Consider the following 26,064-nt stretch of genomic DNA (forward strand, 5'->3'; position numbering starts at 1 on the left):
CTTCCAATTCCCAGCCATCTTCCGGCACTCGGGTTAGGAAGCGGTGAAGAGCGGCGTCATTGAAATGACGACGGGCTGGGGTTAGAGCAAGGCAAAGGATTTTCCGCAGATGAGCAAGCCGCAAAACCCCGTCCAGATGGCCGTGATCGGTGCCGCGCATGGCGTCAAGGGCGAATTGCGGGTCAAGAGCTTTACCGGCGACCCGCTGGCTCTGGCCGATTACGGTCCGCTCTACGCCAGGGATGGCCGCGCCTTCCAGATCGTCGATATCAGGCCCGCCAACACCGTGGTGGTGGTGCGGTTCAAAGGCGTCAACGACCGCAATGCCGCCGAGGCGCTCGCCGGCACCGAATTGTTCGTAGATCGTTCGGTGTTGCCGGATGAGGGCGAAGAGGATGAATTCTACCATGCCGACCTCGTCGGACTGGAGGTCAAGGACGACACCGGCGCGATCGTCGGCAAGGTCGTCGCCGTGCACAATTTCGGCGGCGGCGACATTCTCGACGTGACGCTTGCCGGGCGCAAAGGCGTGCTCATCCCTTTCACGCAGGCCGCCGTTCCGGAAGTGTCGATCGCCGGCGGCTTTGTCCGCATCGATCCAGCCGCCGCAGGGTTGGTCGAGGACGAGGGCGGCGAGCCTGCCGGTGACGACGGTTTCGACCCGAAGGGCAGGCCGCGCGGGCCGAGGGACGCCGGAGGCAACCGGTGAGTTTTTCCGCTTCGGTGCTGACGCTCTATCCCGAGATGTTTCCCGGCGCGCTCGGCCTGTCGCTGGCCGGACGCGCGCTCGAGACCGGCATCTGGTCACTCGAAACGATCCAGATCCGCGACTTTGCCAGCGATCGTCACCGTACCGTCGATGACACACCGGCCGGCGGTGGCGCCGGCATGGTGATGCGGGCAGACGTGCTGGCCAGCGCCATCGACCATGCCTCGCCGGCAGGCGATCCACGTCCGAAACTGCTAATGAGCCCGCGCGGCAAGCCGCTGACGCAGCGCCGTGTGCGCGAGCTCGCCGGCGGGCCGGGTGCGGTGATCGTCTGCGGCCGCTTCGAAGGCGTCGACCAGCGGGTCATCGAAGCGCGCGGCCTCGAGGAAGTTTCGATCGGCGATTTCATCCTGTCCGGCGGCGAGCCGGCGGCACTTGTGCTGCTCGATGCCGTGGTGCGCCTGCTGCCCGGCGTCATGGGCAATGCGGTATCGGGCGACGAAGAGAGCTTTGAAAACGGCCTGCTCGAACATCCGCATTATACGCGGCCGCAGGAGTTCGAGGGCCGGCCGATTCCCGAAGTGCTGATTTCGGGCAATCACAGGAAGATCGCGGCGTGGCGGCGGGCCGAAGCGGAGAGGCTGACGAAAGAGCGAAGGCCCGATCTTTTAGCCGCTCAGCCCTTGTCGAAATAGTAGAAGGCCAGGAACAGGCCGACGGCGATGACGAAGCCGCGCACCGCGTTCTGCGGCACGCGCCTGGCGATCCAGACGCCGGCATAGCCGCCGAGCGCGCCACCCGGGATCATGATGATCGCCTGCAGCCAGGCGATGACGCCGCCCGAGACGAAGACGAGGATGGCAACCGCAGCGATGACCACGGCCAGCATGTTCTTCAGTGCGTTCAGCCGATGATAGTCGCCGGACTGGGTGAGACCGAGCGTCGCCAGCATCATGACGCCCATGCCGGCGCCGAAGAAGCCGCCATAGACGGCGGTGGCGAACTGCGCCAGCGACCCGACCAGCGACCCCACCGCGGCCTCATGCTCCGGCTTGGGCGCCGGCTTCAGCCATGGCCCGGCAGCGAACAACGCGGTTGCCGCCAGCAGCAGCCACGGCACCAAGGCGCGGAACGCCGGGTTGTCGAGCCCTAGGAGGATGAGCGCGCCAGACAGCGCACCAAGAGCAGAAATGAGGCTGAGCAGCAGTGCGCCGCGCCAGAAATGCTTGATGTCGTGCCAATAGGCGAGCGTCGAAGTGATATAGCCAGGAAATTGCGTCACCGATGATGTCGCATTGGCGACGATCGGCGGCAGGCCGGCCAGGGTCATGGCGCCAAAGGTTATGAACGTGCCGCCGCCGGCAACGGCGTTGACCGCGCCTGATAGAAAGCCGGCGAGAAAGAGCAGGACCGCGTCCAAGATTGGCATGAGGGGTGTCGTCGCTGGAGGAAAATGCTTATCTTCCGGCTTAGAAAGCTTGACGCGCGGGCGCAACCCCCTGGACCACAAGCGATCACGGGATTGCCACAGCGGGCGCCAGCCAAAACGAAGCAGCGCCAAAAAAGAAACAGCGAAGGCGTGACAAATCGCCGAAATAGCTGTATGTGCGCGCCGAACCGGAAGAAAATTTGCCAAGAGCGATCTTCTGGCCCGTCAACAATGACGGTGTAGTCGCCCCTGCCCGATGTTCTCGAACAGACGTTCTCGAACGAAGGGCATAGTCGAGCGGTCGATGCGACTGCAAGGCGAGTGTCGGACGCTCTGACTGTCGGAAGAACAAGAAGTGGATTATTGAGATGGACATCCTCCGTCAGCTCGAGGCCGAGCAGGCCGCCAAGATCGAAGCCAAGCGCAAGCTCCCCGAATTCCAGCCCGGCGACACCGTGCGCGTCCAGGTCCGCGTGACCGAAGGCACCCGCACCCGCGTCCAGGCGTATGAGGGCGTCGTCATCGCCCGCGCCGGCGCCGGTTTCCAGGAGAGCTTCACCGTCCGCAAGATCTCCTACGGCGAAGGCGTGGAGCGTGTGTTCCCGGTCTATTCGCCAATGGTCGAGGGCGTCGAGATCGTGCGCCGCGGCAAGGTGCGTCGCGCCAAGCTGTACTATCTGCGTGACCGTCGCGGCAAGTCGGCCCGCATTTCGGAAAACACCGGCGTGCGCGCCCGCAAGCTCAACGACGAGGAGCGTGATGCGCTGAACGCCGAGAAGGCGCGCATCGAGGCCGAGAAAGTGGCCGCCGCCCAGGCGCTGGCCGCCGAGAAGGCGGCGCAGGACGCCGCCGAGAAGAAGGCCGCCGACGAGGCAGCCAAGGCCGCCGAAGCAGCTGCCGCCGAATAAGGCTCGTCAAACGCATTTTCGGAAAGGCGGCTTCGGCCGCCTTTTTGTTTCGCGAGGGGGATTCTATTTTGCCGGGCCGCCTCGGTCCCCTATCGAAACGGATCGTTCCGTAATGGCGCCGTTGAAAGCATTGGAATCCATTTTCGTGCCGAACGCCGCATCGGAGCGGCTTGCAAGGCGCCGGCGGAAAGCTAAAGTCGGCGCCGGATTTCCTGCATGCCTCGGCCGATCGAGGCGGTTCAGTTCCTGGGGAGCATAGTCATGATCAATTCGAAACTGCTGCTGGCCGGCCTGCTGGCTTGCCTTCTCGTGCCTGTCGCGGCTCTGGCGCAGGCGCTGCCCGACCTCGGCGGCAAGAAGGTGGTGGTGGTCACCGAAAATGCCTATCCGCCGCTGCAGTTCATCGATGCCAAGACCGGCAAGCAGATCGGTTGGGAATATGACGCGATGAACGAGATCGCCAAACGGCTGAATTTCAAGGTCGAGTACCAGAATACCTCCTGGGACGCGATGATCCAGGCGGTTTCGGACAACCAGTACAACATCGGCATGACCGGCATCACCATCAAGGACGACCGCAAGCAGAAGGTCGACTTCTCCGACCCCTATATGCGTTCGGAGCAGTTCATGCTGGTGCGCGGCGACGAGAAGCGCTTCAGCGATGCCAAGACGTTCGCCGCCTTCAAGGACGGGCTGATCGGCGCGCAGGCCGGCACCACGCCCTTCTACACCGCCGTCTACAGCGTGCTCGACGGCAATGAGCAGAACCCGCGCATCAAGCTGTTTGAGACATTCGGCGCGACGGTGCAGGCGCTGAAGGCCGGCGACGTCGACGTCGTGCTCACCGACGGCACTGCCGGCAAGGGCTATGTCGATGCGTCCAATGGCGGGCTGAAGCTGATCGGCGGGCCGCTCGGCACCGAGGACTTCGGCTTCATCTTCCCCAAGGGCTCCGACCTGGTGAAGCCGGTCAACGCGGCAATCGCCGCGCTCAAGGCCGACGGCACGCTCGACGCGCTCAACAAGAAATGGTTCCTTGATTACAAGATGGGGCAGTGAGCTCGTCTTGCTTGACGGTCATGGGCAGAAATTAGCACTGACTTCGTTCCTTCGCGCCCCCCTCTGTCCTGCCGGACATCTCCCCCACGAGGGGGGAGATCGGCAGCTTCTACGAAGACGCTCCCTTTTCACCGTCGCAGATTGGTGGAAGCAGTCGCAACAAGCGATCTCCCCCCTTGTGGGGGAGATGTCCGGCAGGACAGAGGGGGGCGCCCTAGAGCGCCGTGCCCACGACGTTCTCTTGGCAGGCGTCGCCTGATGCCGCCCCCATCCACCACCAAATCCGACTTCCCCTGGTGGCTTGCCGTGGCCGTGGCGATCGCCTTGGCCGCCGCCATCTTCATCGCGGCCAGCGACCTCTATGCCCAGGTCTTCGCTACCGTCGCCAAGGGCATCGGCGTTACCATCTTCGTCACTGTGGTCGCCTTCGCGCTGGCTTGCGCGATCGGGCTCGGCGTCGCGCTGATGGGCCTGTCGGGCTCACGCTGGCTCAGCCAGATCGGCCGCTTCTACGTCGAGATCATCCGCGGCGTGCCGATGCTGGTGCTGTTGTTCTGGATCGCCTTTGCCGGCGCGCCGGCCTTCGTCGCGGCATGGAACGCGCTGACGGCGCCGCTGCAAAGCGCCGGCCTCTTCGGTGAGCTGCTGGTACGCGACGTCTCGCTTTTATGGCGCGCCGTCATGGCGCTGACCATCGGCTATTCCGCCTTCATCTCGGAGGTCTTCCGCGCCGGTATCCAGGCGGTCGAGAAGGGCCAGATCGAGGCGGCGAAGGCGCTCGGGCTGACGCGCACGCAGCGCTTCCGGCTGGTCATCTTTCCGCAGGCGATCCGCACCATCCTGCCGCCGCTCGGCAATGATTTCGTCGCCATGGTCAAGGATTCCTCGCTGGTCTCGGTGCTCGGCGTCGCCGACATCACCCAGATGGGCAAGATCTACGCCGCCGGCTCGTTCCGCTTCTTCGAAACCTATTCGATCGTCGCCTATATCTATCTCATCCTGACCGTCGGCCTGTCGCTGGCCTTGCGGGCGCTGGAGAAGCGGCTGCGCCACCAGCATGAGGAATAGAAGGCAGGCGAAATCGGCGCTACCATCGAGCGGACGCGACCGGGGAGGGCCCATGATCATCGACAAGGCCAATGCGGCGCTGGAAGCGGTCTACACGGCCGACACGCCTGAGGCGCTCGCCAAGGCCTATGCGCAATGGGCCGCGACCTATGACAGCGAAACCGCGGCGCTCGGCTATCTCCTGCCGTTCCTGATCACCGCCTGGGTGGCGCGCCACGTGCCGCCGGGCGAAGGGCCGCTACTCGACGCCGGCTGCGGCACCGGGCTGTCGGGACCGTCGCTCAAGGCGCTCGGCTACCACGATATTGCCGGGCTCGACCTGTCGCAAGACATGCTGAAAATCGCCGGCAGCCGGCAGGCCTACAGCGAGCTGAAACAGGCGATGCTCGGCTGGCCCTTGCCCTGGCCGGACGGATATTTCCGCGCCTTCTTCTCGACCGGCGTGTTCACCATCAGCCACGCGCCGGCGTCGGGCCTGCATGAGCTGGTGCGCATCACCAGGACGGGCGGCCACGCCATCTTCACAGTTCGCGACCAGGTTTTTGAAAGCGGCGGATTTCAAGCCGTGTTTGACGAACTGGAGCAGGCGAAAAAATGGCGGCCGGTCGAGGAGAGCCCGTGGTTCCGCTGCTACGCAATCGCCGAGCCCGACGCGCTGGTGAAGACCTTCGTGTTCGAGGTGCTGTGAAGCGCCTGCGAAGGCAGACGCGATTGCTGAAAAGCCAAAACATTGATATGAGCAGCGCCATGGAAGAGCTTTTTGGCGATCCGGCCTATAAGGGTTTCGTGCTGCAGGACAGAAAACGCCTGCCGTCGCGATTTTCCGCGCGCGTCTGCGGGGCGCTGACCAGCCGACTTAGCTAGGTCGGACTCGCCAGGCTGTTTCGCCGGTCCGACCGGTGTCCTTTTCCCTTTTTAAAATCGACGGATTTACGCACATGAGCGCACCGCGCACCCTCTACGACAAGATTTTCGACGACCATGTCGTCGACCGCCAGGATGACGGCACCTGCCTGCTCTACATCGACCGCCACCTCGTCCACGAAGTGACCAGCCCGCAGGCTTTCGAAGGCCTGCGCATGACCGGCCGCAAGGTTCGGCATCCGGAAAAGACGCTGGCCGTGGTCGATCACAATGTGTCGACCTCGCCGGAGCGCAAGTTCGGCATCAAGAACGAGGAAAGCCGCATCCAGGTCGAGGCGCTGGCCAAGAACGCCAAGGATTTTGGCGTCGAGTATTATTCCGAGAAGGACATCCGCCAGGGCATCGTCCACATCATCGGTCCCGAGCAAGGCTTTACGCTGCCCGGCATGACCATCGTCTGCGGCGACAGCCACACCTCGACGCATGGCGCGTTCGGCGCGCTGGCGCATGGCATCGGCACCTCGGAAGTCGAGCATGTGCTGGCGACGCAGACGCTGATCCAGCGCAAGGCCAAGAACATGCTGGTGCGCGTCGACGGCGCACTGCCGGAAGGCGTCACCGCCAAGGACATCATCCTCGCCATCATCGGCGAGATCGGCACGGCCGGCGGCACCGGCTATGTCATCGAATATGCCGGCGAGGCAATCCGTGCGCTGTCGATGGAAGGCCGCATGACGATCTGCAACATGTCGATCGAAGCCGGCGCGCGCGCCGGCCTGATCGCGCCCGACGAGACCACCTTCGCCTATGTCAAGGACAAGCCGCGCGCCCCCAAGGGCGAAGCCTGGGATGCCGCGCTCGCCTACTGGAAGACGCTGCAGTCCGACGAAGGCGCGCATTTCGACAAGGTGGTCGTGCTCGACGCGGCAAAACTGCCGCCGATCGTCTCCTGGGGCTCCTCGCCCGAAGACGTTGTCTCGGTGCAAGGCATCGTGCCGAACCCGGACGACATCACTGATGAGAACAAGCGCACGTCCAAGCAACGCGCACTCGACTATATGGGCCTGACGCCGGGCACCAAGATCACCGATATCGAACTTGACCGCGTCTTCATCGGCTCCTGCACCAATGGCCGCATCGAGGATCTGCGCGCCGCCGCCAAGGTGATCGAAGGCAAGAAGGTCAATCCGCGGGTCAGTGCGATGATCGTGCCGGGCTCCGGTCTGGTCAAGGAACAGGCCGAGGCCGAAGGCCTCGACAAGATCTTTGTCGCCGCCGGCTTTGACTGGCGCGAGCCGGGCTGCTCGATGTGCCTTGCCATGAACGACGACCGGCTGAAGCCGCATGAACGCTGCGCCTCGACCTCGAACCGCAATTTCGAAGGGCGCCAGGGCTTCAAGGGCCGCACTCATCTGGTGTCGCCGGCAATGGCGGCGGCGGCGGCGATTGCCGGCCATTTCGTCGACATCCGCGAGTGGAAATAGCGCAGGGCGCGCGCAGTCGGATGTGAGGTGCCCGAGCCGCAATGCGGTTCGGGCATTCTTCAGCCGGGCCGTCTGACGAATTCGTGAAATCCCTCACGGCGGCCGGGTTGATCCTTTGCGACGACCAGCGCCAGTTGGCGCTCGTCGAAGAGCTTGAACCATTCGTCCCATTCGACCAGTTCGTAGCCGCCGGCATTGACCGGGCGTTCGGCCTCATCCTGGTCCTGATAGGCATGCTGGCCGAAGACCAGCCTCAGCATGGGCTGCGTTCCGGCTTCCGGCGACACGTCGACGATCGCCGGAAAGCCTGCGCGCGCCGCGGCCCATGAGCGAATTGCATCGTGATCGGTCAGCATGATCGTGTCGGCCATCGGAGTGTCTCCTGGTTGCCGTCGTGAAACGCCGCCCGCCGTTCGCGGTTCCGCCCAGCGGCTTTGTCGACGCATTGGTCGTATATTCGCTTTCGCTTAACCGCTTGTTTGGGCTTCAGCTCTAAGGTCCTCCAAGGGGAAGCGAGGGGAACTCACAGCGCTTGGACACCGGCCTGCTCATAGCGCTGCTCAATCCAGGCATCGCGCTCACACTCGGCGCGGCATTTCTCGTGCTGTGGTTCTATCAGCGCCACCGTCCCTATCTGGCCGTGCTGGCGGCGGGCTACTCGGCCTCGGCCGCAGGCTTCCTGCTCCAGTATTTCACGTTGCCGGTCGGTATGGCGCCCACCAAGCTCATCTCGATCCTGTGCTTCACCTTTGCCACCTGCTGTCTCGCCGGCGCAGTCATTGCGCGCTATGGGCGGCGTGTGCCTTACCCGGCGGTCGGCATTCTGGCCTGCGGCGGCCTGGCCGCGTTCTCATGGTTTCTTTTTGCCCGGCCGGATCTCACCTGGCGCATCCTTGCCATCAATTTCAGCTTCGGCGGCATCAGCCTGGTTGTCGCCGCCGAGTTGCGCGTGGTGCGCAACAACGGCCCGACAGAAATGATCCTGTTCGTGCTGTCGCTGCTTTCCGGCCTGAACTTCCTGGTGCGGACCCTTGCCGTCGTCATCGCGCATGGGCCGTTCACCAGCTATGAAGGGCTTTACACCTCGTCTTACTGGACGACGGCGCTGCTGTCGCACGCACTGCTGTCGCTGCTTATTGCGCTTTGCCTGTTCGGCGCCGCGGCGCTCGATGTGATGAAGGCCCTGAAGACCGAAACCCTGACAGACCCGCTGTCGGGCCTGCTCAACCGCCGCGGTTTCGAGGAGCGTGCCACGCTGGTCCTGCAGCACTGTGCCACGGCGCGGTTGCCGGTTGCGCTGGTGCTGGCCGATCTCGATCATTTCAAGGCACTCAACGATCAGCATGGCCACGCAGCCGGGGATCGCGTCATCGCCGACTTCGCTGCCAAGCTTCTATCGGCTGCAGGCACGGGCGGCGTTGCCGGCCGCATCGGCGGCGAAGAGTTCGCCGTGCTGTTGCCGCTCAGCGACCTCGGCGCGGCAAGACTGTTTGCCGAAGCCATTCGCACGCTCTATTCGGCGGGCAGAATCGACGGGCTTCCGCCCGACACAAGAGTGACCGCGAGCTTCGGCGTGGCCGCCCGCACCAGCGACGAAGGGCTGGACCCGCTGATGCGTCGCGCCGACGAAGCGCTCTATAAAGCCAAAAGGAGTGGCCGCGACAGCGTATGCCTGTCCTATCAGCGGCCTGAAACGGTCGTCCTTCCCAATCGGACCAGTGCCGGCTGAGCGTCAGCGGCGGCTTCGAATTAACGTCTTTTTCGCGCGTCGGTGATTTGCTGTTCGGGGGGAGTGCCAAAACGCCATGGGCAGCGCTAATTTTATCCTGGTGATCAACCTGTTCGTCGCCGGGCTGCTGGCGGCGGCGTTCATGACGATAGCGGTCTATGACGCCGGACGTGTATCGGCGCGCTGGCTGGCGTTCGGCTATGCGCTAGGCATGGCCTATTTCGCGATTGAGTTCAGCATCCCTGCCTTCGACAATGCGCGCCCCGTGGTTGTCGCCGCCTTTGCCGCTTTCCTTGGCGCTACCGTCGCCTTCAATGGCGGGCTTGCCCATAAATACCGCGTTTCGCCGCCTTGGCCGCCGATGCTGTTCTTCCTGGTCTTCGCCACCCTCGCGGTCTACTTCGTCCAGGACCTGCCACGCCAATCCTTTGTGCGAATGGCGGCCTACCAGCTTCCCTATGCGGCCATGCAATTCACCGGGCTGGCGATCGTCTTGTCGTCCAGGCAACGACGCGAGCGGCTCGACTATATGCTGATGGCTGTCCTGGCGGCCAGCACCTTGCAGTTCGCCAGCAAACCCTTCATCGCCCATGCGCTCGGCGGCTGGGGTGCCAACCCGCAATCTTATGCGCAGACCAGCTACGCGTTGGTGTCGCAGTCGATCGGCACCGTGTTCGGCCTGGCGCTTGCGCTGGTGACGTTGGCTATCCTGGTCCGCGACGTGCTCGCCGAGGCGACGTCGAAGTCGGAAACCGACACGCTTTCGCGGCTGCTCAACCGTGGCGGCTTCGAGCGCCATGCCGAGATCGCACTGCGCGATGCCATGCGGCGCGCCGTTCCGGCGGCACTGGTCATTGCCGATCTCGACCATTTCAAGCGCATCAACGATACTTACGGCCACGCGTCCGGCGATCGGGTCATCGAGACCTTTTCCGGTTTCCTCCGCGAGGCCGCGGCCGACCATCATGTCGCCGGCCGCATCGGCGGCGAGGAATTCGCTATTTTCCTGCCGGGGACCAATCTAGCCGCCGCCCGGCTCTTTGCCGAGGGCACGCGTACAGCCTTCGGTGCCACGCCGATCGACTGCCTGCCGGCGGATCATCGCTGCAGCGCCAGCTTCGGCGTTGCCGAACTTGGTCCGGGCGAAAGCTTTTCCAACCTTTTGCGGCGCGCCGACAAAGCGCTCTATCAGGCGAAGGGCAGCGGCCGCGATTGCGTGCGTGTCTCGGTGGGGCCGGCCGCTGCCCAGCCGGCGCCGTCGACAAAAGGCGGCGTGGCCGTCAGCGGCAGGGGCTGAGCTCCGGCATTTCGCCGTCGGAGAGGCCGTACATATAGCTGCGGCCCTTGACGAAAACCGGCGGCCTGTAGCAGTCGCCGCCGCGGACATCGTCCGATTCGTTTTCGTAGATCACGTCGGGCTGGCCGGCGCTGGTGTAGGCGGACAATTCCTTGGCCAGCTTGCCCTCGCCGACGAGGATACGCTTGTAGCCGGCGGCGCTTTCGATGACCAGATTGCCGAAGGAATCGGCATAGACGCGGTCGTGGTGGCGCGTCCCGGCGAATGCCGGTGCGGCGATGCCGAGGGCGAGCGCCGCCACTAGGAACCAGGGAAGGCGCGATCCTGCTGAATTCGAATGCATGGCGTGCTGCTCCATTGCTGAGAGGCGAGCCTCCTCGAATCAGAAATTAACCTTTTATTAACCTTTGTTAAGAGGGCAACCGCAGCCGGGGCGAGGTCTCGGAAAACATGGTTAATACTCGATCGCCCACCGGCCATCATTCGGCCATGCCTTGTTCCCACCATCGCCGGCATCGAGCGCGACTCAAAAAGCATGAAATCCGGTGGCCTGCGGAAGGATCGCGGCGGGCTCGATGCGCGCGGGAGAAAGCAGCATATGAGATTATGCCGCACGTTTCGGATGGCGCTGGCCATTCCGCCGCTGCTGGCTGCCGCCGCCTGCGCGCCGCAGACAAGCGCGCCCAAGCTCGGCAATACGCCCGCCGCTTCCGTGTCGCTTGCTCCCGCCGCTAGCGAACCGACGGCACGGCAGCCGCGCACTGCAACCTACAAATGCGCCGACGGTAGCGTGATGACCATCGAGAACCTCGGCACGTCGGTGCGCGTGCTCGGCCCCGACGGCACCAGCTCCGAGCTGCCGGCCTCACCGGCCAATCAGACAAGCCGCTACGGCGAGGCGCATGACGCAATCGTGATCGACGGGCGTGACGCGCTGGTGATGAAGGGCGGTGCATCACCGCTGGCCTGCAAGCGCTGATCCGCCCCCTTGCGGCAGCCATATTTTGCAGTGCAGCGACATTGTGCCGGCTTAAGGCCACAGCCCTAATCGATTGAAGCTGAAACCTCCGCTTTCATCAGACTAAATTACGTTTTCAAAACGGTTTTCCGGCTTTGACGCGGTGCAAAAAGAGCATTAGAAACCGGCTGTCCGAAGTCGCAACCGGAAGCGGCAATGCCGCATTTCCACCTGAGGCTCCAGAGACGCCGAACTGGGGGAGCCATGAGCAAATCACCAGCCACCCGCGAATTTGCCAGACGTGAACGGCCGCTTTCGCCGCACCTGACCGTCTATCGGCCGCCGATCACCATGACGATGTCGATCGTCCACCGCATCACCGGCGGGGCGCTCTATTTCGGCACGCTGCTGGTCGCGCTGTGGCTGATGGCGGCGGCGAGCTCGGAGGCGACCTTCAATGCCGTCAACTGGGCCTTCGGCTCGTGGCTGGGAAGGCTGGTGCTGTTCGGCTACAGCTGGGCGCTGATGCACCACATGCTGGGCGGCGTCCGGCATCTTATCTGGGACACTGGGGCAGGGCTGGAAAAGCATACGGCCTCGAGGATCGCCTGGGCGACACTGGCCGGCTCGGTCACGCTGACGCTGCTGATCTGGATCGCCGGCTACATGGCGCGGGGAGCCTGATATGAACGGCAAGAACACCGACATGCGCACGCCGCTGGCCAAGGTCCGCGGCCTCGGTTCCGCCCGCGAGGGCACCGGCCATTTCTGGCGCCAGCGGCTGACGGCGATTTCCAATATCCCGCTGGTCCTGTTCTTCGTCGGCTTCCTGATTGCACTCAACGGCGCCAGCTATCTCGAGGTGCGCGCCGCACTTGCCAATCCGTTCGTGGCACTGGTGCTGGCGCTGGTGCTGTTGTCGGTGCTCTACCACATGCGGCTCGGCATGCAGGCGATCATCGAAGACTATGTGCATGGCGAGGGCACCAGGCTGGCGCTGCTCGCCCTCAACACATTCTTTCCCGTAGTCGTCGGCGTCGCCTCGGTCTTCGCCCTGCTTAAACTGGCATTTGGAGGCTGAGTTTTGGCCAAGGACGCGAAGAACGCCAACACGGCTTCCGCCTATAGCTATGTCGATCACAAATTCGACGTCGTAGTCGTCGGCGCCGGCGGCGCCGGCCTGCGCGCCACGCTGGGCATGGCCGAACAGGGCCTGCGCACCGCCTGCATCACCAAAGTGTTCCCGACGCGCTCGCATACGGTGGCGGCGCAGGGCGGCATTGCCGCCTCGCTCGCCAATATGGGGCCAGACAACTGGCAGTGGCATCTCTTCGACACGGTCAAGGGCTCGGATTGGCTGGGCGACACCGACGCTCAGGAATACATGGTGCGCGAAGCGCCGGCGGCGGTCTACGAGCTCGAGCATTACGGCGTTCCCTTCAGCCGCACCGAGGACGGGAAAATCTACCAGCGGCCGTTCGGCGGCATGATGATGAATTTCGGCGAGGGGCCGCCGGTGCAGCGCACCTGCGCCGCCGCCGACCGCACCGGCCACGCCATGCTGCACACGCTCTACGGCCAGTCGCTGAAGCACAATGCGCAGTTCTTCATCGAGTATTTCGCGCTCGACCTCATCATGGAGCCGGACGGCACCTGCACCGGCGTCGTCGCCTGGAACCTCGACGACGGCACCATCCACCGTTTTTCGACCAAAATGGTGGTGCTGGCGACCGGCGGCTATGGTCGCGCCTATTTCTCGGCCACCTCGGCGCATACCTGCACCGGCGATGGCGGCGGCATGGCCGCACGCGCAGGCCTGCCGCTGCAGGATATGGAGTTCGTGCAGTTCCACCCGACCGGCATCTACGGCGCCGGCTGCCTGATCACCGAGGGCGCGCGCGGCGAGGGCGGCTATCTCGTCAATTCCGAAGGCGAGCGCTTCATGGAGCGTTATGCGCCGTCAGCCAAGGATCTGGCTTCGCGCGATGTGGTCTCGCGCTGCATGACGCTCGAGATCCGCGAGGGCCGCGGCGTCGGCCCGAAGAAGGATCACATCTTCCTGCATCTCGACCATCTCGATCCGGCCGTTCTGCACGAGAGGCTTCCCGGTATTTCGGAATCGGCAAAGATCTTTGCCGGCGTCGACCTGACCAAGGAACCGATCCCGGTGCTGCCGACGGTCCACTACAATATGGGCGGCGTGCCGACCAATTACTGGGGCGAGGTGCTCAACCCGACCGCCTTGAACCCGGACCAGGTGTCACCCGGGCTGATGGCGGTCGGCGAGGCCGGCTGCGCCTCGGTGCACGGCGCCAACCGCTTGGGTTCGAATTCGCTGATCGACCTGGTGGTGTTCGGCCGCGCGGCGGCGATCCGGGCCGGCCAGGTGATCGACCGCACATCGGCGATCCCCTCGCCCAACGAGGCCGCCGTCGAAAAAATCATGGACCGCTTCGACCGGCTGCGCCACGCCAACGGCTCGACCCCGACAGCGGTTTTGCGCGAAAAGATGCAGAAGGCGATGCAGGAGGACGCAGCGGTGTTCCGCACCCAGGAATCGCTGGAAAGCGGCTGCAAGCGCATTTCTCAGCTGTGGGGCGAGCTCAAGGACGTAAAAGTGTTCGATCGCTCGATGATCTGGAACTCCGATCTGGTCGAGACGCTGGAGCTGGAAAACCTGATGGCCAACGCCATCACCACCGTCTACGGCGCCGAGGCGCGCAAGGAAAGCCGCGGCGCGCACGCGCGGGAGGACTTTTCGGCCCGCGACGACGCGAACTGGCGCAAGCATACGCTGGCCCGGCTCAACGAAGCCGGCGAGGTGGCGCTCACCTACCGGCCCGTGCACACCGAGACGCTGCTCAAGGAGGCAGACGGCGGCATCAACCCGGCCAAGATCGCGCCAAAGGCCAGGGTGTATTGATCATGGCGCTGGCGGCAGCTGGATATTCCGGCACGCCTCTTCCGGCCAAGCTCGGCCTGAAGGACGGGATGATTGCCGCTTTCGTCGCCTTGCCGCCCGAACTGGACGACCTTGCCGAAGCCGTGGATTTTGCCGAGCTCGACCGGCTGGCTGACTGGTCGGCGATTTCGGGCGTTCATGAGAAATACGATGCCGTGCACGCTTTCACCCGGCAGCGCGTCGAGATCGAGGACCGTCTTGGCGACATCGAAGCGGCGATCAAGCGGGACGGCATGGTCTGGGTGTCGTGGCCGAAAAAGGCTTCGAAAGTGCCGACCGACGTCACCGAGGACGTTGTCCGCGCCGAGGCGCTGAAGCTCGACCTCGTCGACGTCAAGGTCGCCGCCGTGAATGAGATATGGTCCGGGCTGAAGCTCGTCATCCGAAAGGACCTGAGGTAATGGTCGAACTCACGCTTCCGAAAAACTCGAAGATCATGGCCGGAAAAACCTGGCCGAAGCCGGAGGGCGCGACCAATCTGCGCGAGTACCGCATCTACCGCTGGTCGCCGGACGATGACGAGAACCCGCGCATGGATACGTATTTCGTCGACATGGACGATTGCGGGCCGATGGTGCTCGACGCGCTGCTCTGGATCAAGAACAAGATCGACCCGACGCTGACGCTGCGCCGCTCCTGCCGCGAAGGCATTTGCGGCTCCTGCGCCATGAACATCGACGGGTCGAACACGCTGGCCTGCACCAAGGGCTGTGACGACATTTCCGGCGCGATCAAGGTCTATCCGCTGCCGCATATGGCCGTGGTCAAGGACCTGGTGCCCGACCTCACCAATTTCTACGCCCAGCACGCCTCGATCGAGCCGTGGCTGAAGACGGTATCGCCCGAGCCGGCCAAGGAATGGCTGCAGAGCCATGAGGACCGCGAAAAGCTCGACGGGCTCTACGAGTGCATATTATGCGCCTGCTGTTCGACCTCCTGCCCGAGCTACTGGTGGAACGGCGAGCGCTATCTCGGTCCGGCAACGCTGCTGCAGGCCTATCGCTGGCTGATCGATTCCAGGGACGAGGCGACGGGCGAGCGGCTCGACAATCTCGAAGACCCGTTCCGGCTCTATCGCTGCCACACCATCATGAACTGCGCCCAGACCTGCCCCAAGGGGCTCAACCCGGCCAAGGCGATCGCCGAGATCAAGAAGATGATGGTGGAGCGACGGGTATAGGGTTGCGGGCGGTTGCAGCCGAGATCGTCTCGTCCGTCGCGATCCTTCGCGCCTCCCTCTGTCCTGCCGGACATCTCCCCCTCTAGTGGGGAGATCGGCAGTTTCGGCGCGGGGCTTTATTCGGCAACGCTGGAGATTGGCGAAATCGGCTATGTTGCCAATCTCCCCCCTGAAGGGGAGATGTCCGGCAGGACAGAGAGAGGCGCTGTCCCGCCGACTTCAAATGGATACCATCTATGACCGACTCCGACCTTCCCATCCTCTCTCCCATCGAAGCCCGCGTGCTCGGTTGCCTGATCGAGAAGAAGGAGCTGACGCCGGACGTCTATCCACTGACGCTCAATGCAGCACTTGCGGCGGCCAACCAGAAAACGGCGCGCGAGCCGGTGATGTCGGTCGAGCTTGGCGAGGTCAGAAGGGCGCTTGGCCAGCTTGAGCAGAAGGGCCTGGTCAGGCAGGTGTTCGCGTCGCGCGTCGAGCGCTATGAGCATGTCGTGGCACAGCGCTTTTCACTGACCTCGGCGCAGATCGCGCTGCTCGGCCTGTTGCTCCTGCGCGGCCCGCAGACGGGCTATGAATTGCTGGCACGAAGCGAGCGCATGGCGCGGCTGCCGTCGATCGACGAGCTTCGCGGCAACCTCGATCTACTGATCGGCCGCCGGCCACCGCTGGTGCAGCAGATCGATCGCGGCCCCGGCCAGCGCGAGGATCGCTATGTCCATCTGCTCGGCGGGCCGGTCCAGCTGTCGGCCGCCGCCGCAGCGCCCCTGCAATCGTCCTCGCCGGCCTCGGATCTTGAAGAGCGTGTTCGGCTCCTCGAAGAGGAGGTCGCGGTGCTGCGCGCGAAGTTTGACGCGCTGGCCGGCAAAGGCACTAAATAGTCATTCGAATGTCGGCGGGACAGCGCCCCCTCTGTCCTGCCGGACATCTCCCCCACATGGGGGGAGATTGGATGTCACGTCGGCCTTCGCCAATCTCAAACGTTGAAAGATTGCGGGACGGCGAAGCTGCCAATCTCCCCCCTCGTGGGGGAGATGTCCGGCAGGACAGAGGGGGGCGCGACGGATCGCCAGCCTCTGGAAATGCAAAACGCCGGCTCTGGGCCGGCGTTTTCCTGGCAAAGTGGTCTGCTCACCCGAGCCTGGCGTCGAGCGATACTTTGATGGCGCCGAGCGCTTTCGAGACTGGGCATTCGGCCTTGGCCTTCTCGGCCAATTCCTTGAACTTGGCGGCATCGATGCCCGGCACCTTGCCGACCAGCGTGATCGCGCTGCCGGTGATGCCGGTGCCGGGGACCAGCGTTACCACGGCCTTGGCGTCGAGCTCGGCAGCCGGCGTGCCGTTCTCGGCGAGAAAATGCGAAAGCTGCATGGCGTAGCAGCCGGCGTGGGCGGCGGCGATCAGCTCTTCCGGGTTGGTGCCGGATTTGCCGCTTTCGTCCTCGAAACGCATCTTGGCCGAATAGGGCGTGCCCTTTAGCACCCCGCTCTGGGTTTCGAGTGTGCCTTTGCCTTCCTTGAAACTGCCTTTCCAAACGGCGTTGGCGGTGCGGTCCATCAATTCCTCCTTGATTGTCGTGGCTGAGCCCGTGATCGGCATCCAGTCGACTATAGCGCGCGCGGGAGCGAAGGCCACCCGCGCTTTCGTATCGACAGCAGCATGGTCGGGCAAAATCGCTCGGTCAAAAAATTCGCGAAAAAATATGCGTGCAAAAATGTCGACTTCCATCTGTCCCGGCCGTCCTGCGGGCGGCCATGGAATTGGTGGCCGGATGGAGGACCACATGAACAATCTGTTTTCTGCTCACCGGACAAGCACCAGCCACAGGGCCGGTGAACAACAAGCCGACTGGTCGCGCGTGCCGCCTTCCGGCTTCGGCCGGCTGCTTGCGGCGATTGCCATCATCGGCATTGCGGTGTCTTTTCTCGATTATGCAGCGGCCAAAGGCCCGGCCAATGTTTCCGTAGCCTCATCCTACGGTCCAACCCAGGAATGGAGGTAAAGATGAAATACGTTTGCCTGGTCTACGGTGAAGAAAAAGATCTCTACGCAATGACGCCTGCGAGACTGGCCAAGCTCGACGCCGATTCGCTGGCCTATGACAGGTCGGTGGCGCAAAGGGGACGGCTGGTCATAGCGCAGGCGCTGCAATCGGTGAAGACGTCGAAGACCGTGCGCCGGCGCCAGGGCAAGCGGCTGGTCACCGACGGCCCCTTCGCCGAAACCAAGGAGCAGTTGCTCGGCTTCCTGATGATCGAAGCCGGGGATATCGACGAGGCACTGGAGATCGCCGGCGGCATTCCGCTGGCCGAAATCGGCACGATCGAGGTGCGGGCAATCTACAACGTGCCGGGGTCATGAAGGTGTCTCGGCAGTTGGCGGCCAACGGCGCGGGCCGACCGTCGTTTTCTTGGTTGCACGCAACTTTTGCGTGTTGAAGCGAAGCAATACTTCTCCTATCGTCACCCGAGATTGGGGGATCTTGGGGCATGCACATATTGATTGCTGCAATCGGCCTGCTGGGGGCAGCGGCGTTCTGGTGGTACCGGCTGAAGACCATGAACGACGCGGCGCGTGAGGTTGCCGACGTCGTTGGCCGCGTCCAGGGCAATATCCGCCGCAAGAAACTGCGCAAGCAGGCGGCGCTCTCGCCGCTGACGGCGATCGACGATCCGGTCGTGGCCGCCGCGACGCTGATCACCGCGATCATTTCGGAACACGGCCCTGTTCTGCCGCAACGCGAAGCTGCCATTCGATCGGTGATCTCGGAGATTGCCGACAAAAAGCAGACCGATGAAGCGGTGATCTACGCCAAATGGGCGGCATCGCAAATCGACGACGCCACGGTCGTCATCGACAAGCTGGCGCCGTTCCTGCGCGAACGGCTCGACGCGGCCGAAAGGAGCGATCTGCTGCAGATGGTCAGCCGGGCGGCGGAAGCCGACGGGCAAAGCCTGCAGATTTCCGACCAGCGAATGCTGCGGCTGCGCCAGAAATTGGGCTTCGAGGTCAACTGACCGAACGCCAGTAAAACGCGCGCGCTTGCCCCGGCCTAGAGCGGTTCGCCCTTCAACAGTTTCGGCGTGTCGCCGGACAGACCCGACGCCTGGCGGATGAAGAACCCCTTCAGGCGCGGCATGCGTTCGACAAGGCCGAGGCCGACGTCGCGCAAAGTGCGCAGCGGGCCGAAATCGTTGGAAAACATCCGGTTCAGCACATCGGTGGTGATGCCCATCTGCACCGTGTCGAAACGCCGCCATTGCTGGTAGCGCTCGAGCACGTCCAGCGCGCCGATGTCTTGGCCAAGCCGGTCGGCCTCGACCACCACTTCGGCCAGCGCAGCCACGTCCTTGAAGCCGAGATTGAGACCCTGGCCGGCGATCGGGTGGATGCCGTGGGCGGCGTCGCCGGCCAAGGCGATGCGCGGCGCGACGAAGGCGCGCGCAATGATCAGCCCGAGCGGCCAGGCACGCGGCTTGTCGGCGATATGGATTTCGCCGAGTTTCAGGCCAAAGCGGTGCTCGAGCTCATATTCCAAGACCAGGGTGTCGCCACTGACCAGTTTTTCGGCATCCTGCGACCGTTCGACCCAGACGATCGACGAGCGGTTGGTGCCGTCCTTGCCCGGCTTGAGTGGCAGCGTGGCAAACGGGCCTGCGGGAAGGAAATGCTCTTCGGCGCGGCCGTTGTGCGGCCGCTCATGCGCCACCGTGCAGACGATGCCGGACTGGCCATACTCCCATTTCACCGTCTTGATGCCGGCCATGTCGCGCAGCTTCGAGTTGACGCCGTCGGCGGCAACCAGCAGCCGCGCCTTCAGCGTCGCGCCGTCGGCAAGATGCACGGTGGTGCCGGCACCGTTGGTATCGAAGGCGCTGACCGCCACGCCTTCGATGATGCCGATGCCGAGTTGTTCGGCACGCCGGCGCAAGGCGCCGTTCAAATCCTTGTTCGCGACCATATGCGCGAAGGGTTCGCCGGGCGCGACCTCGCCGTCGAAGGTGAGGAACACGGGGCGGACCGGATCGGATGTGCGCGAATCGGTGACGATCATTTCGGTGATCGCCTGCGCCTCCGGCGCGATCTCGTTCCAGACGCCGAGCTGGTCGAGCATGCGGCACGCGGCGGCGGCAATCGCCGAGGCGCGGCCGTCCTTCCGCCAGACGCCGGCCGGTGCGGCATCTACGACGGCGACCGCAAGGCTCGGCCGCGCCTGCTTCAGCGACACGGCGACGGCCAAGCCGACATAACCGGCGCCGGCGACCAGAACGTCGAGCGAATTCTTGCTGTCGACCATGGCAATTCCTTTCGCAGCCTGACTGTCGCCGGGCATTCCGCCCTTGACTGCCCGCTGTTCCTGTCGGAAACCGCCATGGTAATTTTGCGGCGAGGTCAAGATGACGGCAGCCATGGACGAGCTTCTCGGCATTCTCGACCTCGAGCAGCTGGAACACAACCTGTATCGTGGTCGCAGCCCCAAGCTCGACTGGCAGCGCATCTTCGGCGGCCAGACCATCGCCCAGGCGCTGGTCGCCGCGCAGCGAACGGTCGAGCCCGAGCGCCACGTGCATTCGCTGCATGGCTATTTCATGCGGCCGGGCGACACCAAGGTGCCGATCATCTACGAGGTCGACCGCATCCGCGACGGCGGCTCCTTTACTACGCGCCGCGTCGTGGCGATCCAGCACGGCCAGGCGATCTTTTCGCTGGAAGCCTCGTTCCAGCAGGATGAGGTCGGCCTCGAACATCAGGTGCCGATGCCGCAGGACGTGCCGGCGCCCGACACATTGCTGTCGCAGCGCGAATTGCTGGGCAAGTTCGGCGAAGCTGTGCCCGACGGCATCAAGCGCTATTGGGAGCGCGACCGGCCGATCGAGATGAAGCCGGTGATGCTGAAGCATTATACCAGCCGGGAAAAGCTCGAGCCGAAGCAGAACATCTGGATCCGCACCACCGGCCCGGTGCCGGCCGACCGCGCCACGCAGGCGGCCGTGCTCGCTTACCTCTCCGACATGACGCTGCTCGACACCTCGACCTTTGCCCATGGCCGCGCCATTTTCGATCGTGATATCCAGGCGGCGAGCCTCGACCACGCCATGTGGTTCCATCGCAGCCATCCGCTCGACGACTGGATGCTGTACACGCAAGACAGCCCGTCGACGCAAGGATCGCGAGGCTTTACCCGCGGCTCGCTATTTGCCCGCGACGGCACGTTGATCGCCTCGGTTGCGCAAGAAGGACTCATCCGGCTGAAGCGGCCGCCTGCGGAGTAGGCATTTTTCGAAATTTGCCTATTTTTTAATCATATGCACTGCCGCGCCTGTGAACAGGCAGTCGGCAAACCTTCCCGATTTCGTTGTTTAACAACAGCTTAACACCCTGCTTCGGCAATTGGCACGGAGCTTGAATCCTAGCGGGCACTCTCCGGCTCTCATGGGGATCGGCGAAGTCGTGCAAACGCGGGGACCCGCAACAGCAAAGGGTGAAACCTTATGAAGATCGTGATGGCAATCATAAAGCCGTTCAAGCTCGACGAGGTGCGCGAGGCGCTCACCGCAGTCGGCATCCAGGGCCTGACCGTCACCGAAGTAAAAGGCTACGGACGTCAGAAGGGGCACACGGAAATCTATCGCGGGGCGGAATACGCGGTCAGCTTCCTGCCGAAGATCAAGATCGAAGTCGCGGTCGCTGTCGACATGGTCGACAAGGCCGTCGATGCCATCACCGCGGCGGCCAAGACCGGCCAGATCGGCGACGGCAAGATCTTCGTTTTCGGCATCGACCAGGCGGTGCGAATTCGCACCGGCGAAACAGACACCGACGCGCTTTGAGCTGCGGATACGTATTCCAATGGAGAGTTCAATGAATATTCCTTCCACCTTGAAGATAACGGGACGCGCGGCCGTTTTGGGCTCGCTCGCTCTCGCTGCACTGGGCACGGTTGCTGCGTTCGCGCAGGAAGCGGCTCCGGCAGCACCGGCTGCCCCTGCGCCCGCGCTCGACACCGGCAACACCGCCTGGATGCTGACCTCGACGGCGCTGGTGCTGATGATGACCATACCGGGCCTGGCGCTGTTTTATGGCGGCATGGTGCGCAAGAAGAACGTGCTCGCCACGATCATGCAGAGCTTTGCCATCACCTGCCTGGTGACGGTGCTGTGGTTCATGTTCGGCTACTCGCTGGCTTTCTCGGATGGCGGCGGCATGAATGCCTATCTCGGCGGCTTCTCGAAGTTCTTCCACAACGGCATCACCACCTCCTCGCTGTGGCTGCCGGGCGTGGCGAACATTCCTGAGTTCGTCTTCTCGATGTTCCAGATGACCTTCGCCATCATCACGCCGGCGCTGATTGCCGGGGCCTTCGCCGAACGCATGAAGTTCTCGGCGCTGCTCATCTTCATGGGAGCGTGGCTGCTGGTGGTCTATGCCCCGATCGCGCACTGGGTGTGGGGCGGCGGCTTCCTCGGCACAGCCGGCGTTCTCGATTTCGCCGGCGGCACGGTCGTTCACATCAATGCCGGTGTTGCCGGCCTGGTCTGCGCGCTGGTTCTCGGCAAACGTGAAGGCTACGGCACCACCAACATGGCGCCGCACAACCTCGTCTACTCCGTCATCGGCGCTTCACTGCTGTGGGTCGGCTGGTTCGGCTTCAACGCCGGTTCGGAACTGGCTGCCGACGGTCTTGCCGGTGCTGCGATGCTGAACACCCAGGTTGCCGCTGCCGCTGCGGCGCTCGCCTGGATGTTCGCCGAATGGATCGTCGCCAAGAAGCCGAGCATTCTCGGCATCATCTCGGGCGCCGTCGCCGGCCTGGTTGCGGTGACACCGGCTTCCGGCTTCGTCAATCCGACCGGCGCCTTCATCGTCGGCATCGTCGCCGGCGTGCTGTGCTACGTCTCGGCCGTCAAGCTCAAGCACGCGTTCGGCTATGACGACTCGCTCGATGCATTCGGCGTGCACGGCATCGGTGGCATCATCGGCGCATTGCTGACCGGCGTGCTCGCCGATCCGGCGATCAACAGCCTCGGCTCGGGTGCCTCTGTCGGCAAGCAGCTCTACGGTATCGTCTTCACCATCCTGTGGACGGCGATCGCGAGCTTCGTGATCCTCTACATCGTCAAGGCGCTGGTCGGCCTGCGTCCTTCCACCCAGGAAGAGGTCGAAGGGCTCGACATCAGCCAGCACGGCGAAGTGGTGCCGTAAGGTTTATTGGCTGGCACCGGCGTTTTGCCGGTGCCGGGAATATCCCGTCGTGATGCTCCCGAAAGGGCTCACGCTTTGAGGCCCGGAAGATCTCCGGGCCTCTTTTTTGTGTGCAGGCGGCCGTTATGGCTCGATCACAATCGCTTGATCAAGGTGCAACGATGCGGCGATGAGCAAGCCGCATGCCGAATTCTGCGCCAATGTGCAGGCGCTCGGCGGCGCCAACTGACAATCCCGATCAGGCTGCAGCCTGATGTTCGTCACCACGATGCAGATAATGGCGGACACGCGTGCCCGGCATTACCGCCGAGCCGGGCGGCATCCAATGCCTGTCGTGGGGTCGACGCCGTGTTCGGCGAGGAAGTCCGGGATGACATCTTGCGCCCGTTCCGGCGACGCAGATTGCCCATGGTTAATGCGCCCTTAACCTTCCCGCCGCTAGTCTGACAGCCGAATCTGCCGTGTTGCGCGTCCGCGCCCCGGCCGGGCAACGACAGACGAGGAAGAGCATGCGTTCAGGGGCTTCAGCACCGCTTGCGCTCGCCGATACGGAGCACCGCATCCGGTCGTTCGCGAGGCGCCAGGTCGGGCGGCTGGTTGGTGCCGGGCTGTTTGCTCTGGTTGGCTTCGGCGTCGCCGCCCTTGCCACCTGGAACGTCGCCGATCCGAGCTTTTCGCACGCCACCGACAATATCGTCACCAATGCAATGGGTTATGCGGGCGCCGTCTTTTCCGACATTGCCATGCAGTTCTTCGGACTTGCCGCCGTTGCGGCGCTGGTGCCGGCGGTGATCTGGGGATTTCTGCTGTTTACCGCGCGCGGCGTCGACCGGCTGCCGAAACGGGCGCTGGCCTGGTTCGGGTTTTCGCTGCTTGGCGCCGCAATTGCCGGCTGCGTGGTGCCCCCCAAGACCTGGCCGCTGCCGACCGGCCTCGGCGGCGTGTTCGGCGACATGGTGCTCAACATTCCCGGCCTAGTCATCGGCGGCTATCCGACCGGCCTCGTCGCCAGCGTGCTCGCCGTGCTCCTGGCAGCGCCGGCGCTGTGGGTATTCTTGTATGGCTCGGCGCTGATCTCACGCAAGAACGGCTTCGCCGTCCTCGAACAGCCTGCCGTGCCCGACCCGCAGGACGACCTGCTTTTCGACAATGAAGAGGACGAGGGCGACGAAGGCATATTGGCGCTTGGCGCCATCACCCATTGGTGGCTGTCGTTGCGGGCCTATTTGCGCCGCCGCGCCGCGCGCCGGCGCGAGCGCGACGATTTCGAGCCGGAGATGGAGCCGCGCCCCAGCGCCTGGCGGCGGGCGGCCGAAAGGGTCGAATCGGCCGAGTTCGCCGAGGCGCGGATGAGCCCGGGCGGGCGCGCTCGCGTCGAGCCGGAATTCTTCGCCGCCATGGTCAATGACCGCAGTGCCTCGATCGACCCCGACGATGCCGACGTCTTCGACGATGACGATGACATGGATTTTGCACCGGAGCCCGTGGGCCAACGGCGCAGCGCCCCGACAGCGCAGGTTCAGAATTTCCGATCCGATGCGGCCACGCGCGTCGCAGCGCCGGCACCCCGCCCGGCTCCGGGCGCCCGCGTCCAGCGCGAAGCGCAGACCACACTGATCGGCTCGGAAAGGTTTGAAATGCCGTCGCTGCATTTCCTGTCCGAGCCGAAGAATGTCGTGCGCGATGCCAGCCTGTCCAAGGACGCGCTGGAGCAGAATGCCCGCCTGCTCGAGGGCGTGCTGGAGGATTTCGGCGTCAAGGGCGAGATCATCCATGTGCGTCCCGGCCCGGTCGTCACGCTTTATGAACTGGAGCCGGCGCCCGGCATCAAATCGTCGCGGGTCATCGGCCTTTCCGACGACATCGCCCGCTCGATGAGCGCGATCGCCTGCCGTGTCGCCGTGGTGCCAGGCCGCAACGCCATCGGCATCGAGCTGCCGAACGCCAAACGCGAGACCGTCTATCTCAGGGAGATACTCGCCAGCCGCGATTTCGAAACGACAAAGTCCAAGCTAGCGCTGGCGCTCGGCAAGACCATCAATGGCGAGGCGGTGATCGTCGACATCGCCAAAATGCCGCACGTGCTGGTCGCCGGCACCACCGGCTCGGGCAAGTCCGTCGCCATCAACACCATGATCCTGTCGCTGCTCTACCGGCTGACGCCGCAGGACTGCCGGCTGATCATGATCGATCCAAAGATGCTGGAGCTCTCGGTCTATGACGGCATTCCGCATCTTCTGACGCCGGTGGTCACCGATCCGAAGAAGGCGGTGGTGGCGCTGAAATGGACCGTGCGCGAGATGGAGGATCGCTACCGCAAGATGTCCAAGGTCGGCGTCCGCAATATCGACGGCTTCAATGCGCGCGTGCAGCAGGCCGAGAAAAAAGGCGAAAGGATCTCGCGCACCGTGCAGACCGGCTTCGACCGCCAGACCGGCGAAGCGATCTACGAGACGGAGAACCTCGACCTCGAGCCGATGCCCTACATCGTCGTCATCATCGACGAGATGGCCGATTTGATGATGGTCGCCGGCAAGGACATCGAAGGCGCGGTGCAACGCCTGGCGCAGATGGCGCGCGCCGCCGGCATCCATGTCATCATGGCGACGCAGCGGCCGTCGGTCGACGTCATCACCGGCACCATCAAGGCGAATTTCCCGACCCGTATCTCGTTCCAGGTGACATCGAAGATCGACAGCCGCACCATCCTGGGCGAGCAGGGCGCCGAACAGCTGCTCGGCATGGGCGATATGCTCTACATGGCCGGCGGCGGCCGCATCCAGCGCGTACACGGTCCCTTCGTCTCCGACGACGAGGTGGAGAAGATCGTCGCGCATCTGAAGCTGCAGGGCGTGCCGGAATATCTCGACGCCATCACCGAGGACGACGACAGGGATGACGATGAGCCGACGGGCAAAGGCGGTGGCGGCGGCGACGGCGGCAATTTCGAGGATTCCGACGACCCCTACGACCAGGCGGTCGCGGTGGTGCTGCGCGACGGCAAGGCCTCGACCAGCTACATCCAGCGCCGGCTCGGCATCGGCTACAACCGCGCCGCCTCGATCATTGAGAAGATGGAGAAGGAAGGCATTGTCGGCCCGGCCAATCATGCCGGAAAACGCGAAATCCTGGTGCCCACGGAGGACGACAAGTTCTAGAGCCCATCCGCGCCGGCAACTTTGAACCTCTCGGCGCGTTGCAACGGATGAGCGCC

At 63.9% G+C, this 26,064-nt stretch carries 28 protein-coding genes; 23 read left to right on the forward strand and 5 right to left on the reverse strand.

All coding sequences use genetic code 11. The annotated features are described in order from the left end of the window. The first annotated feature begins 109 nt into the window (after window positions 1-109). Window positions 110-709: a ribosome maturation factor RimM gene (gene rimM, locus RQ479_RS22650; protein ID WP_376702704.1), complete on the forward strand. Its 600-nt coding sequence runs from the start codon at window positions 110-112 to the stop codon at window positions 707-709. Next, window positions 706-1,404, forward strand: coding sequence for a tRNA (guanosine(37)-N1)-methyltransferase TrmD (trmD, locus tag RQ479_RS22655; RefSeq protein ID WP_376702705.1), 699 nt, complete (start codon window positions 706-708; stop codon window positions 1,402-1,404). The genes rimM and trmD overlap by 4 nt, the downstream gene beginning before the upstream one ends. Here trmD and RQ479_RS22660 read toward each other — a convergent pair. Further along, window positions 1,386-2,138 carry a sulfite exporter TauE/SafE family protein gene (locus RQ479_RS22660; RefSeq protein WP_352493212.1) on the reverse strand — a complete coding sequence of 251 codons (753 nt, stop codon included), beginning with the start codon at window positions 2,136-2,138 and terminating at the stop codon, window positions 1,386-1,388. The two genes, trmD and RQ479_RS22660, sit on opposite strands and share 19 nt — an antisense overlap. A gap of 368 nt (window positions 2,139-2,506) precedes the next feature. Here RQ479_RS22660 and rplS point away from each other — a divergent pair, with 368 nt between their 5' ends. The 5 genes from rplS to leuC all read left to right on the forward strand — a co-directional run bounded on the left by rplS (window position 2,507) and on the right by leuC (window position 7,521). Further along, on the forward strand, window positions 2,507-3,046 hold the full coding sequence (gene rplS / locus RQ479_RS22665; RefSeq protein WP_352468080.1) for a 50S ribosomal protein L19: 540 nt from the start codon (window positions 2,507-2,509) through the stop codon (window positions 3,044-3,046). A 261-nt stretch (window positions 3,047-3,307) separates the two neighbouring features. Next, window positions 3,308-4,105, forward strand: coding sequence for a transporter substrate-binding domain-containing protein (locus RQ479_RS22670; RefSeq protein WP_352468079.1), 798 nt, complete (start codon window positions 3,308-3,310; stop codon window positions 4,103-4,105). 258 nt (window positions 4,106-4,363) lie between these two features. Next, entirely contained in the window at window positions 4,364-5,173 is an 810-nt protein-coding gene (locus RQ479_RS22675) for an amino acid ABC transporter permease (RefSeq protein WP_376702706.1), read from the forward strand. Window positions 5,174-5,225: 52 nt separating this feature from the next. Then, a complete protein-coding gene (locus RQ479_RS22680; protein ID WP_376702707.1) occupies window positions 5,226-5,861 on the forward strand; it encodes a class I SAM-dependent DNA methyltransferase in 636 nt (211 codons plus the stop codon). Between the two features lie 250 nt (window positions 5,862-6,111). Further along, the gene (leuC, locus tag RQ479_RS22685) at window positions 6,112-7,521 is read left to right on the forward strand and encodes a 3-isopropylmalate dehydratase large subunit (RefSeq protein WP_352468076.1); all 1,410 of its coding nucleotides are present in this window, start codon (window positions 6,112-6,114) and stop codon (window positions 7,519-7,521) included. Between the two features lie 59 nt (window positions 7,522-7,580). On the opposite strand, the gene RQ479_RS22690 is transcribed toward leuC, so the two are convergent. Then, the gene (locus RQ479_RS22690) at window positions 7,581-7,892 is read right to left on the reverse strand and encodes a hypothetical protein (protein ID WP_352468075.1); all 312 of its coding nucleotides are present in this window, start codon (window positions 7,890-7,892) and stop codon (window positions 7,581-7,583) included. 161 nt (window positions 7,893-8,053) lie between these two features. Between RQ479_RS22690 and RQ479_RS22695 the strand changes: the two genes are divergently transcribed. Both RQ479_RS22695 and RQ479_RS22700 read left to right on the forward strand, forming a co-directional pair. Next, window positions 8,054-9,250, forward strand: coding sequence for a diguanylate cyclase (locus RQ479_RS22695; RefSeq protein WP_376702708.1), 1,197 nt, complete (start codon window positions 8,054-8,056; stop codon window positions 9,248-9,250). Between the two features lie 76 nt (window positions 9,251-9,326). Continuing rightward, on the forward strand, window positions 9,327-10,547 hold the full coding sequence (locus RQ479_RS22700; RefSeq protein WP_376702709.1) for a GGDEF domain-containing protein: 1,221 nt from the start codon (window positions 9,327-9,329) through the stop codon (window positions 10,545-10,547). On the opposite strand, the gene RQ479_RS22705 is transcribed toward RQ479_RS22700, so the two are convergent. Continuing rightward, window positions 10,531-10,890: a hypothetical protein gene (locus tag RQ479_RS22705; protein WP_376702710.1), complete on the reverse strand. Its 360-nt coding sequence runs from the start codon at window positions 10,888-10,890 to the stop codon at window positions 10,531-10,533. The genes RQ479_RS22700 and RQ479_RS22705 overlap by 17 nt on opposite strands. A 255-nt stretch (window positions 10,891-11,145) precedes the next feature. Here RQ479_RS22705 and RQ479_RS22710 point away from each other — a divergent pair, with 255 nt between their 5' ends. The 7 genes from RQ479_RS22710 to RQ479_RS22740 all read left to right on the forward strand — a co-directional run bounded on the left by RQ479_RS22710 (window position 11,146) and on the right by RQ479_RS22740 (window position 16,528). Next, a complete protein-coding gene (locus RQ479_RS22710) occupies window positions 11,146-11,526 on the forward strand; it encodes a hypothetical protein (protein WP_376702711.1) in 381 nt (126 codons plus the stop codon). 243 nt (window positions 11,527-11,769) lie between these two features. Next, window positions 11,770-12,189, forward strand: a complete 420-nt coding sequence (gene sdhC / locus RQ479_RS22715; RefSeq protein ID WP_292663224.1) for a succinate dehydrogenase, cytochrome b556 subunit — start codon at window positions 11,770-11,772, stop codon at window positions 12,187-12,189. A 1-nt stretch (window position 12,190) separates the two neighbouring features. Then, on the forward strand, window positions 12,191-12,586 hold the full coding sequence (gene sdhD / locus RQ479_RS22720; protein WP_292663226.1) for a succinate dehydrogenase, hydrophobic membrane anchor protein: 396 nt from the start codon (window positions 12,191-12,193) through the stop codon (window positions 12,584-12,586). Window positions 12,587-12,589: 3 nt separating this feature from the next. Continuing rightward, window positions 12,590-14,428, forward strand: a complete 1,839-nt coding sequence (gene sdhA, locus RQ479_RS22725; RefSeq protein ID WP_376702712.1) for a succinate dehydrogenase flavoprotein subunit — start codon at window positions 12,590-12,592, stop codon at window positions 14,426-14,428. 2 nt (window positions 14,429-14,430) lie between these two features. Then, a complete protein-coding gene (locus tag RQ479_RS22730) occupies window positions 14,431-14,868 on the forward strand; it encodes a DUF3052 domain-containing protein (protein ID WP_376702713.1) in 438 nt (145 codons plus the stop codon). After that, a complete protein-coding gene (locus RQ479_RS22735; protein ID WP_292663232.1) occupies window positions 14,868-15,647 on the forward strand; it encodes a succinate dehydrogenase iron-sulfur subunit in 780 nt (259 codons plus the stop codon). The genes RQ479_RS22730 and RQ479_RS22735 overlap by 1 nt, the downstream gene beginning before the upstream one ends. A 236-nt stretch (window positions 15,648-15,883) precedes the next feature. Continuing rightward, window positions 15,884-16,528 (forward strand): DUF480 domain-containing protein, encoded by a 645-nt coding sequence (locus RQ479_RS22740; RefSeq protein ID WP_376702714.1) that lies wholly within the window; start codon window positions 15,884-15,886, stop codon window positions 16,526-16,528. A 250-nt stretch (window positions 16,529-16,778) separates the two neighbouring features. Here RQ479_RS22740 and RQ479_RS22745 read toward each other — a convergent pair whose 3' ends face one another. Continuing rightward, the gene (locus RQ479_RS22745; protein WP_352517650.1) at window positions 16,779-17,204 is read right to left on the reverse strand and encodes an OsmC family protein; all 426 of its coding nucleotides are present in this window, start codon (window positions 17,202-17,204) and stop codon (window positions 16,779-16,781) included. Between RQ479_RS22745 and RQ479_RS22750 the strand changes: the two genes are divergently transcribed. From RQ479_RS22750 to RQ479_RS22760, 3 genes are all read left to right on the forward strand, one after another. Continuing rightward, entirely contained in the window at window positions 17,194-17,649 is a 456-nt protein-coding gene (locus RQ479_RS22750; RefSeq protein WP_376702715.1) for a hypothetical protein, read from the forward strand. The genes RQ479_RS22745 and RQ479_RS22750 overlap by 11 nt on opposite strands. A gap of 2 nt (window positions 17,650-17,651) precedes the next feature. Continuing rightward, on the forward strand, window positions 17,652-18,008 hold the full coding sequence (locus tag RQ479_RS22755) for a YciI family protein (protein ID WP_376702716.1): 357 nt from the start codon (window positions 17,652-17,654) through the stop codon (window positions 18,006-18,008). Between the two features lie 128 nt (window positions 18,009-18,136). Further along, window positions 18,137-18,664 (forward strand): hypothetical protein, encoded by a 528-nt coding sequence (locus RQ479_RS22760; protein WP_292664105.1) that lies wholly within the window; start codon window positions 18,137-18,139, stop codon window positions 18,662-18,664. A gap of 35 nt (window positions 18,665-18,699) precedes the next feature. On the opposite strand, the gene RQ479_RS22765 is transcribed toward RQ479_RS22760, so the two are convergent. Then, window positions 18,700-19,944 carry a ubiquinone biosynthesis hydroxylase gene (locus tag RQ479_RS22765; RefSeq protein ID WP_376705996.1) on the reverse strand — a complete coding sequence of 415 codons (1,245 nt, stop codon included), beginning with the start codon at window positions 19,942-19,944 and terminating at the stop codon, window positions 18,700-18,702. Window positions 19,945-20,044: 100 nt separating this feature from the next. On the opposite strand from RQ479_RS22765, the gene tesB reads away from it, so the two are divergent. The 4 genes from tesB to RQ479_RS22785 all read left to right on the forward strand — a co-directional run bounded on the left by tesB (window position 20,045) and on the right by RQ479_RS22785 (window position 26,008). Continuing rightward, entirely contained in the window at window positions 20,045-20,920 is an 876-nt protein-coding gene (tesB, locus tag RQ479_RS22770; protein WP_031212697.1) for an acyl-CoA thioesterase II, read from the forward strand. Window positions 20,921-21,139: 219 nt separating this feature from the next. Then, window positions 21,140-21,478 (forward strand): P-II family nitrogen regulator, encoded by a 339-nt coding sequence (locus RQ479_RS22775; RefSeq protein WP_292664109.1) that lies wholly within the window; start codon window positions 21,140-21,142, stop codon window positions 21,476-21,478. 49 nt (window positions 21,479-21,527) lie between these two features. Next, window positions 21,528-22,850, forward strand: a complete 1,323-nt coding sequence (locus tag RQ479_RS22780) for an ammonium transporter (RefSeq protein ID WP_292664120.1) — start codon at window positions 21,528-21,530, stop codon at window positions 22,848-22,850. A gap of 509 nt (window positions 22,851-23,359) precedes the next feature. Next, window positions 23,360-26,008, forward strand: coding sequence for a DNA translocase FtsK 4TM domain-containing protein (locus tag RQ479_RS22785; protein WP_376702717.1), 2,649 nt, complete (start codon window positions 23,360-23,362; stop codon window positions 26,006-26,008). The last annotated feature ends 56 nt before the right edge of the window (window positions 26,009-26,064 follow it).

It is taken from the genome of Mesorhizobium sp. ISC25 (assembly GCF_042295465.1).
Lineage (GTDB): Bacteria > Pseudomonadota > Alphaproteobacteria > Rhizobiales > Rhizobiaceae > Mesorhizobium.

Coding starts and splice junctions, on each gene's coding strand:
- rimM (WP_376702704.1), top strand. CDS start 110: ATGAGCAAGCCGCAAAACCCCGTCCAGATGGCCGTGATCGGTGCCGCG.
- RQ479_RS22660 (WP_352493212.1), bottom strand. CDS start 2,138: ATGCCAATCTTGGACGCGGTCCTGCTCTTTCTCGCCGGCTTTCTATCA.
- rplS (WP_352468080.1), top strand. CDS start 2,507: ATGGACATCCTCCGTCAGCTCGAGGCCGAGCAGGCCGCCAAGATCGAA.
- RQ479_RS22670 (WP_352468079.1), top strand. CDS start 3,308: ATGATCAATTCGAAACTGCTGCTGGCCGGCCTGCTGGCTTGCCTTCTC.
- RQ479_RS22675 (WP_376702706.1), top strand. CDS start 4,364: ATGCCGCCCCCATCCACCACCAAATCCGACTTCCCCTGGTGGCTTGCC.
- RQ479_RS22680 (WP_376702707.1), top strand. CDS start 5,226: ATGATCATCGACAAGGCCAATGCGGCGCTGGAAGCGGTCTACACGGCC.
- leuC (WP_352468076.1), top strand. CDS start 6,112: ATGAGCGCACCGCGCACCCTCTACGACAAGATTTTCGACGACCATGTC.
- RQ479_RS22690 (WP_352468075.1), bottom strand. CDS start 7,892: ATGGCCGACACGATCATGCTGACCGATCACGATGCAATTCGCTCATGG.
- RQ479_RS22700 (WP_376702709.1), top strand. CDS start 9,327: ATGGGCAGCGCTAATTTTATCCTGGTGATCAACCTGTTCGTCGCCGGG.
- RQ479_RS22705 (WP_376702710.1), bottom strand. CDS start 10,890: ATGCATTCGAATTCAGCAGGATCGCGCCTTCCCTGGTTCCTAGTGGCG.
- RQ479_RS22710 (WP_376702711.1), top strand. CDS start 11,146: ATGAGATTATGCCGCACGTTTCGGATGGCGCTGGCCATTCCGCCGCTG.
- sdhC (WP_292663224.1), top strand. CDS start 11,770: ATGAGCAAATCACCAGCCACCCGCGAATTTGCCAGACGTGAACGGCCG.
- sdhD (WP_292663226.1), top strand. CDS start 12,191: ATGAACGGCAAGAACACCGACATGCGCACGCCGCTGGCCAAGGTCCGC.
- RQ479_RS22730 (WP_376702713.1), top strand. CDS start 14,431: ATGGCGCTGGCGGCAGCTGGATATTCCGGCACGCCTCTTCCGGCCAAG.
- RQ479_RS22735 (WP_292663232.1), top strand. CDS start 14,868: ATGGTCGAACTCACGCTTCCGAAAAACTCGAAGATCATGGCCGGAAAA.
- RQ479_RS22740 (WP_376702714.1), top strand. CDS start 15,884: ATGACCGACTCCGACCTTCCCATCCTCTCTCCCATCGAAGCCCGCGTG.
- RQ479_RS22745 (WP_352517650.1), bottom strand. CDS start 17,204: ATGGACCGCACCGCCAACGCCGTTTGGAAAGGCAGTTTCAAGGAAGGC.
- RQ479_RS22755 (WP_376702716.1), top strand. CDS start 17,652: ATGAAATACGTTTGCCTGGTCTACGGTGAAGAAAAAGATCTCTACGCA.
- RQ479_RS22760 (WP_292664105.1), top strand. CDS start 18,137: ATGCACATATTGATTGCTGCAATCGGCCTGCTGGGGGCAGCGGCGTTC.
- RQ479_RS22765 (WP_376705996.1), bottom strand. CDS start 19,944: ATGGTCGACAGCAAGAATTCGCTCGACGTTCTGGTCGCCGGCGCCGGT.
- tesB (WP_031212697.1), top strand. CDS start 20,045: ATGACGGCAGCCATGGACGAGCTTCTCGGCATTCTCGACCTCGAGCAG.
- RQ479_RS22775 (WP_292664109.1), top strand. CDS start 21,140: ATGAAGATCGTGATGGCAATCATAAAGCCGTTCAAGCTCGACGAGGTG.
- RQ479_RS22785 (WP_376702717.1), top strand. CDS start 23,360: ATGCGTTCAGGGGCTTCAGCACCGCTTGCGCTCGCCGATACGGAGCAC.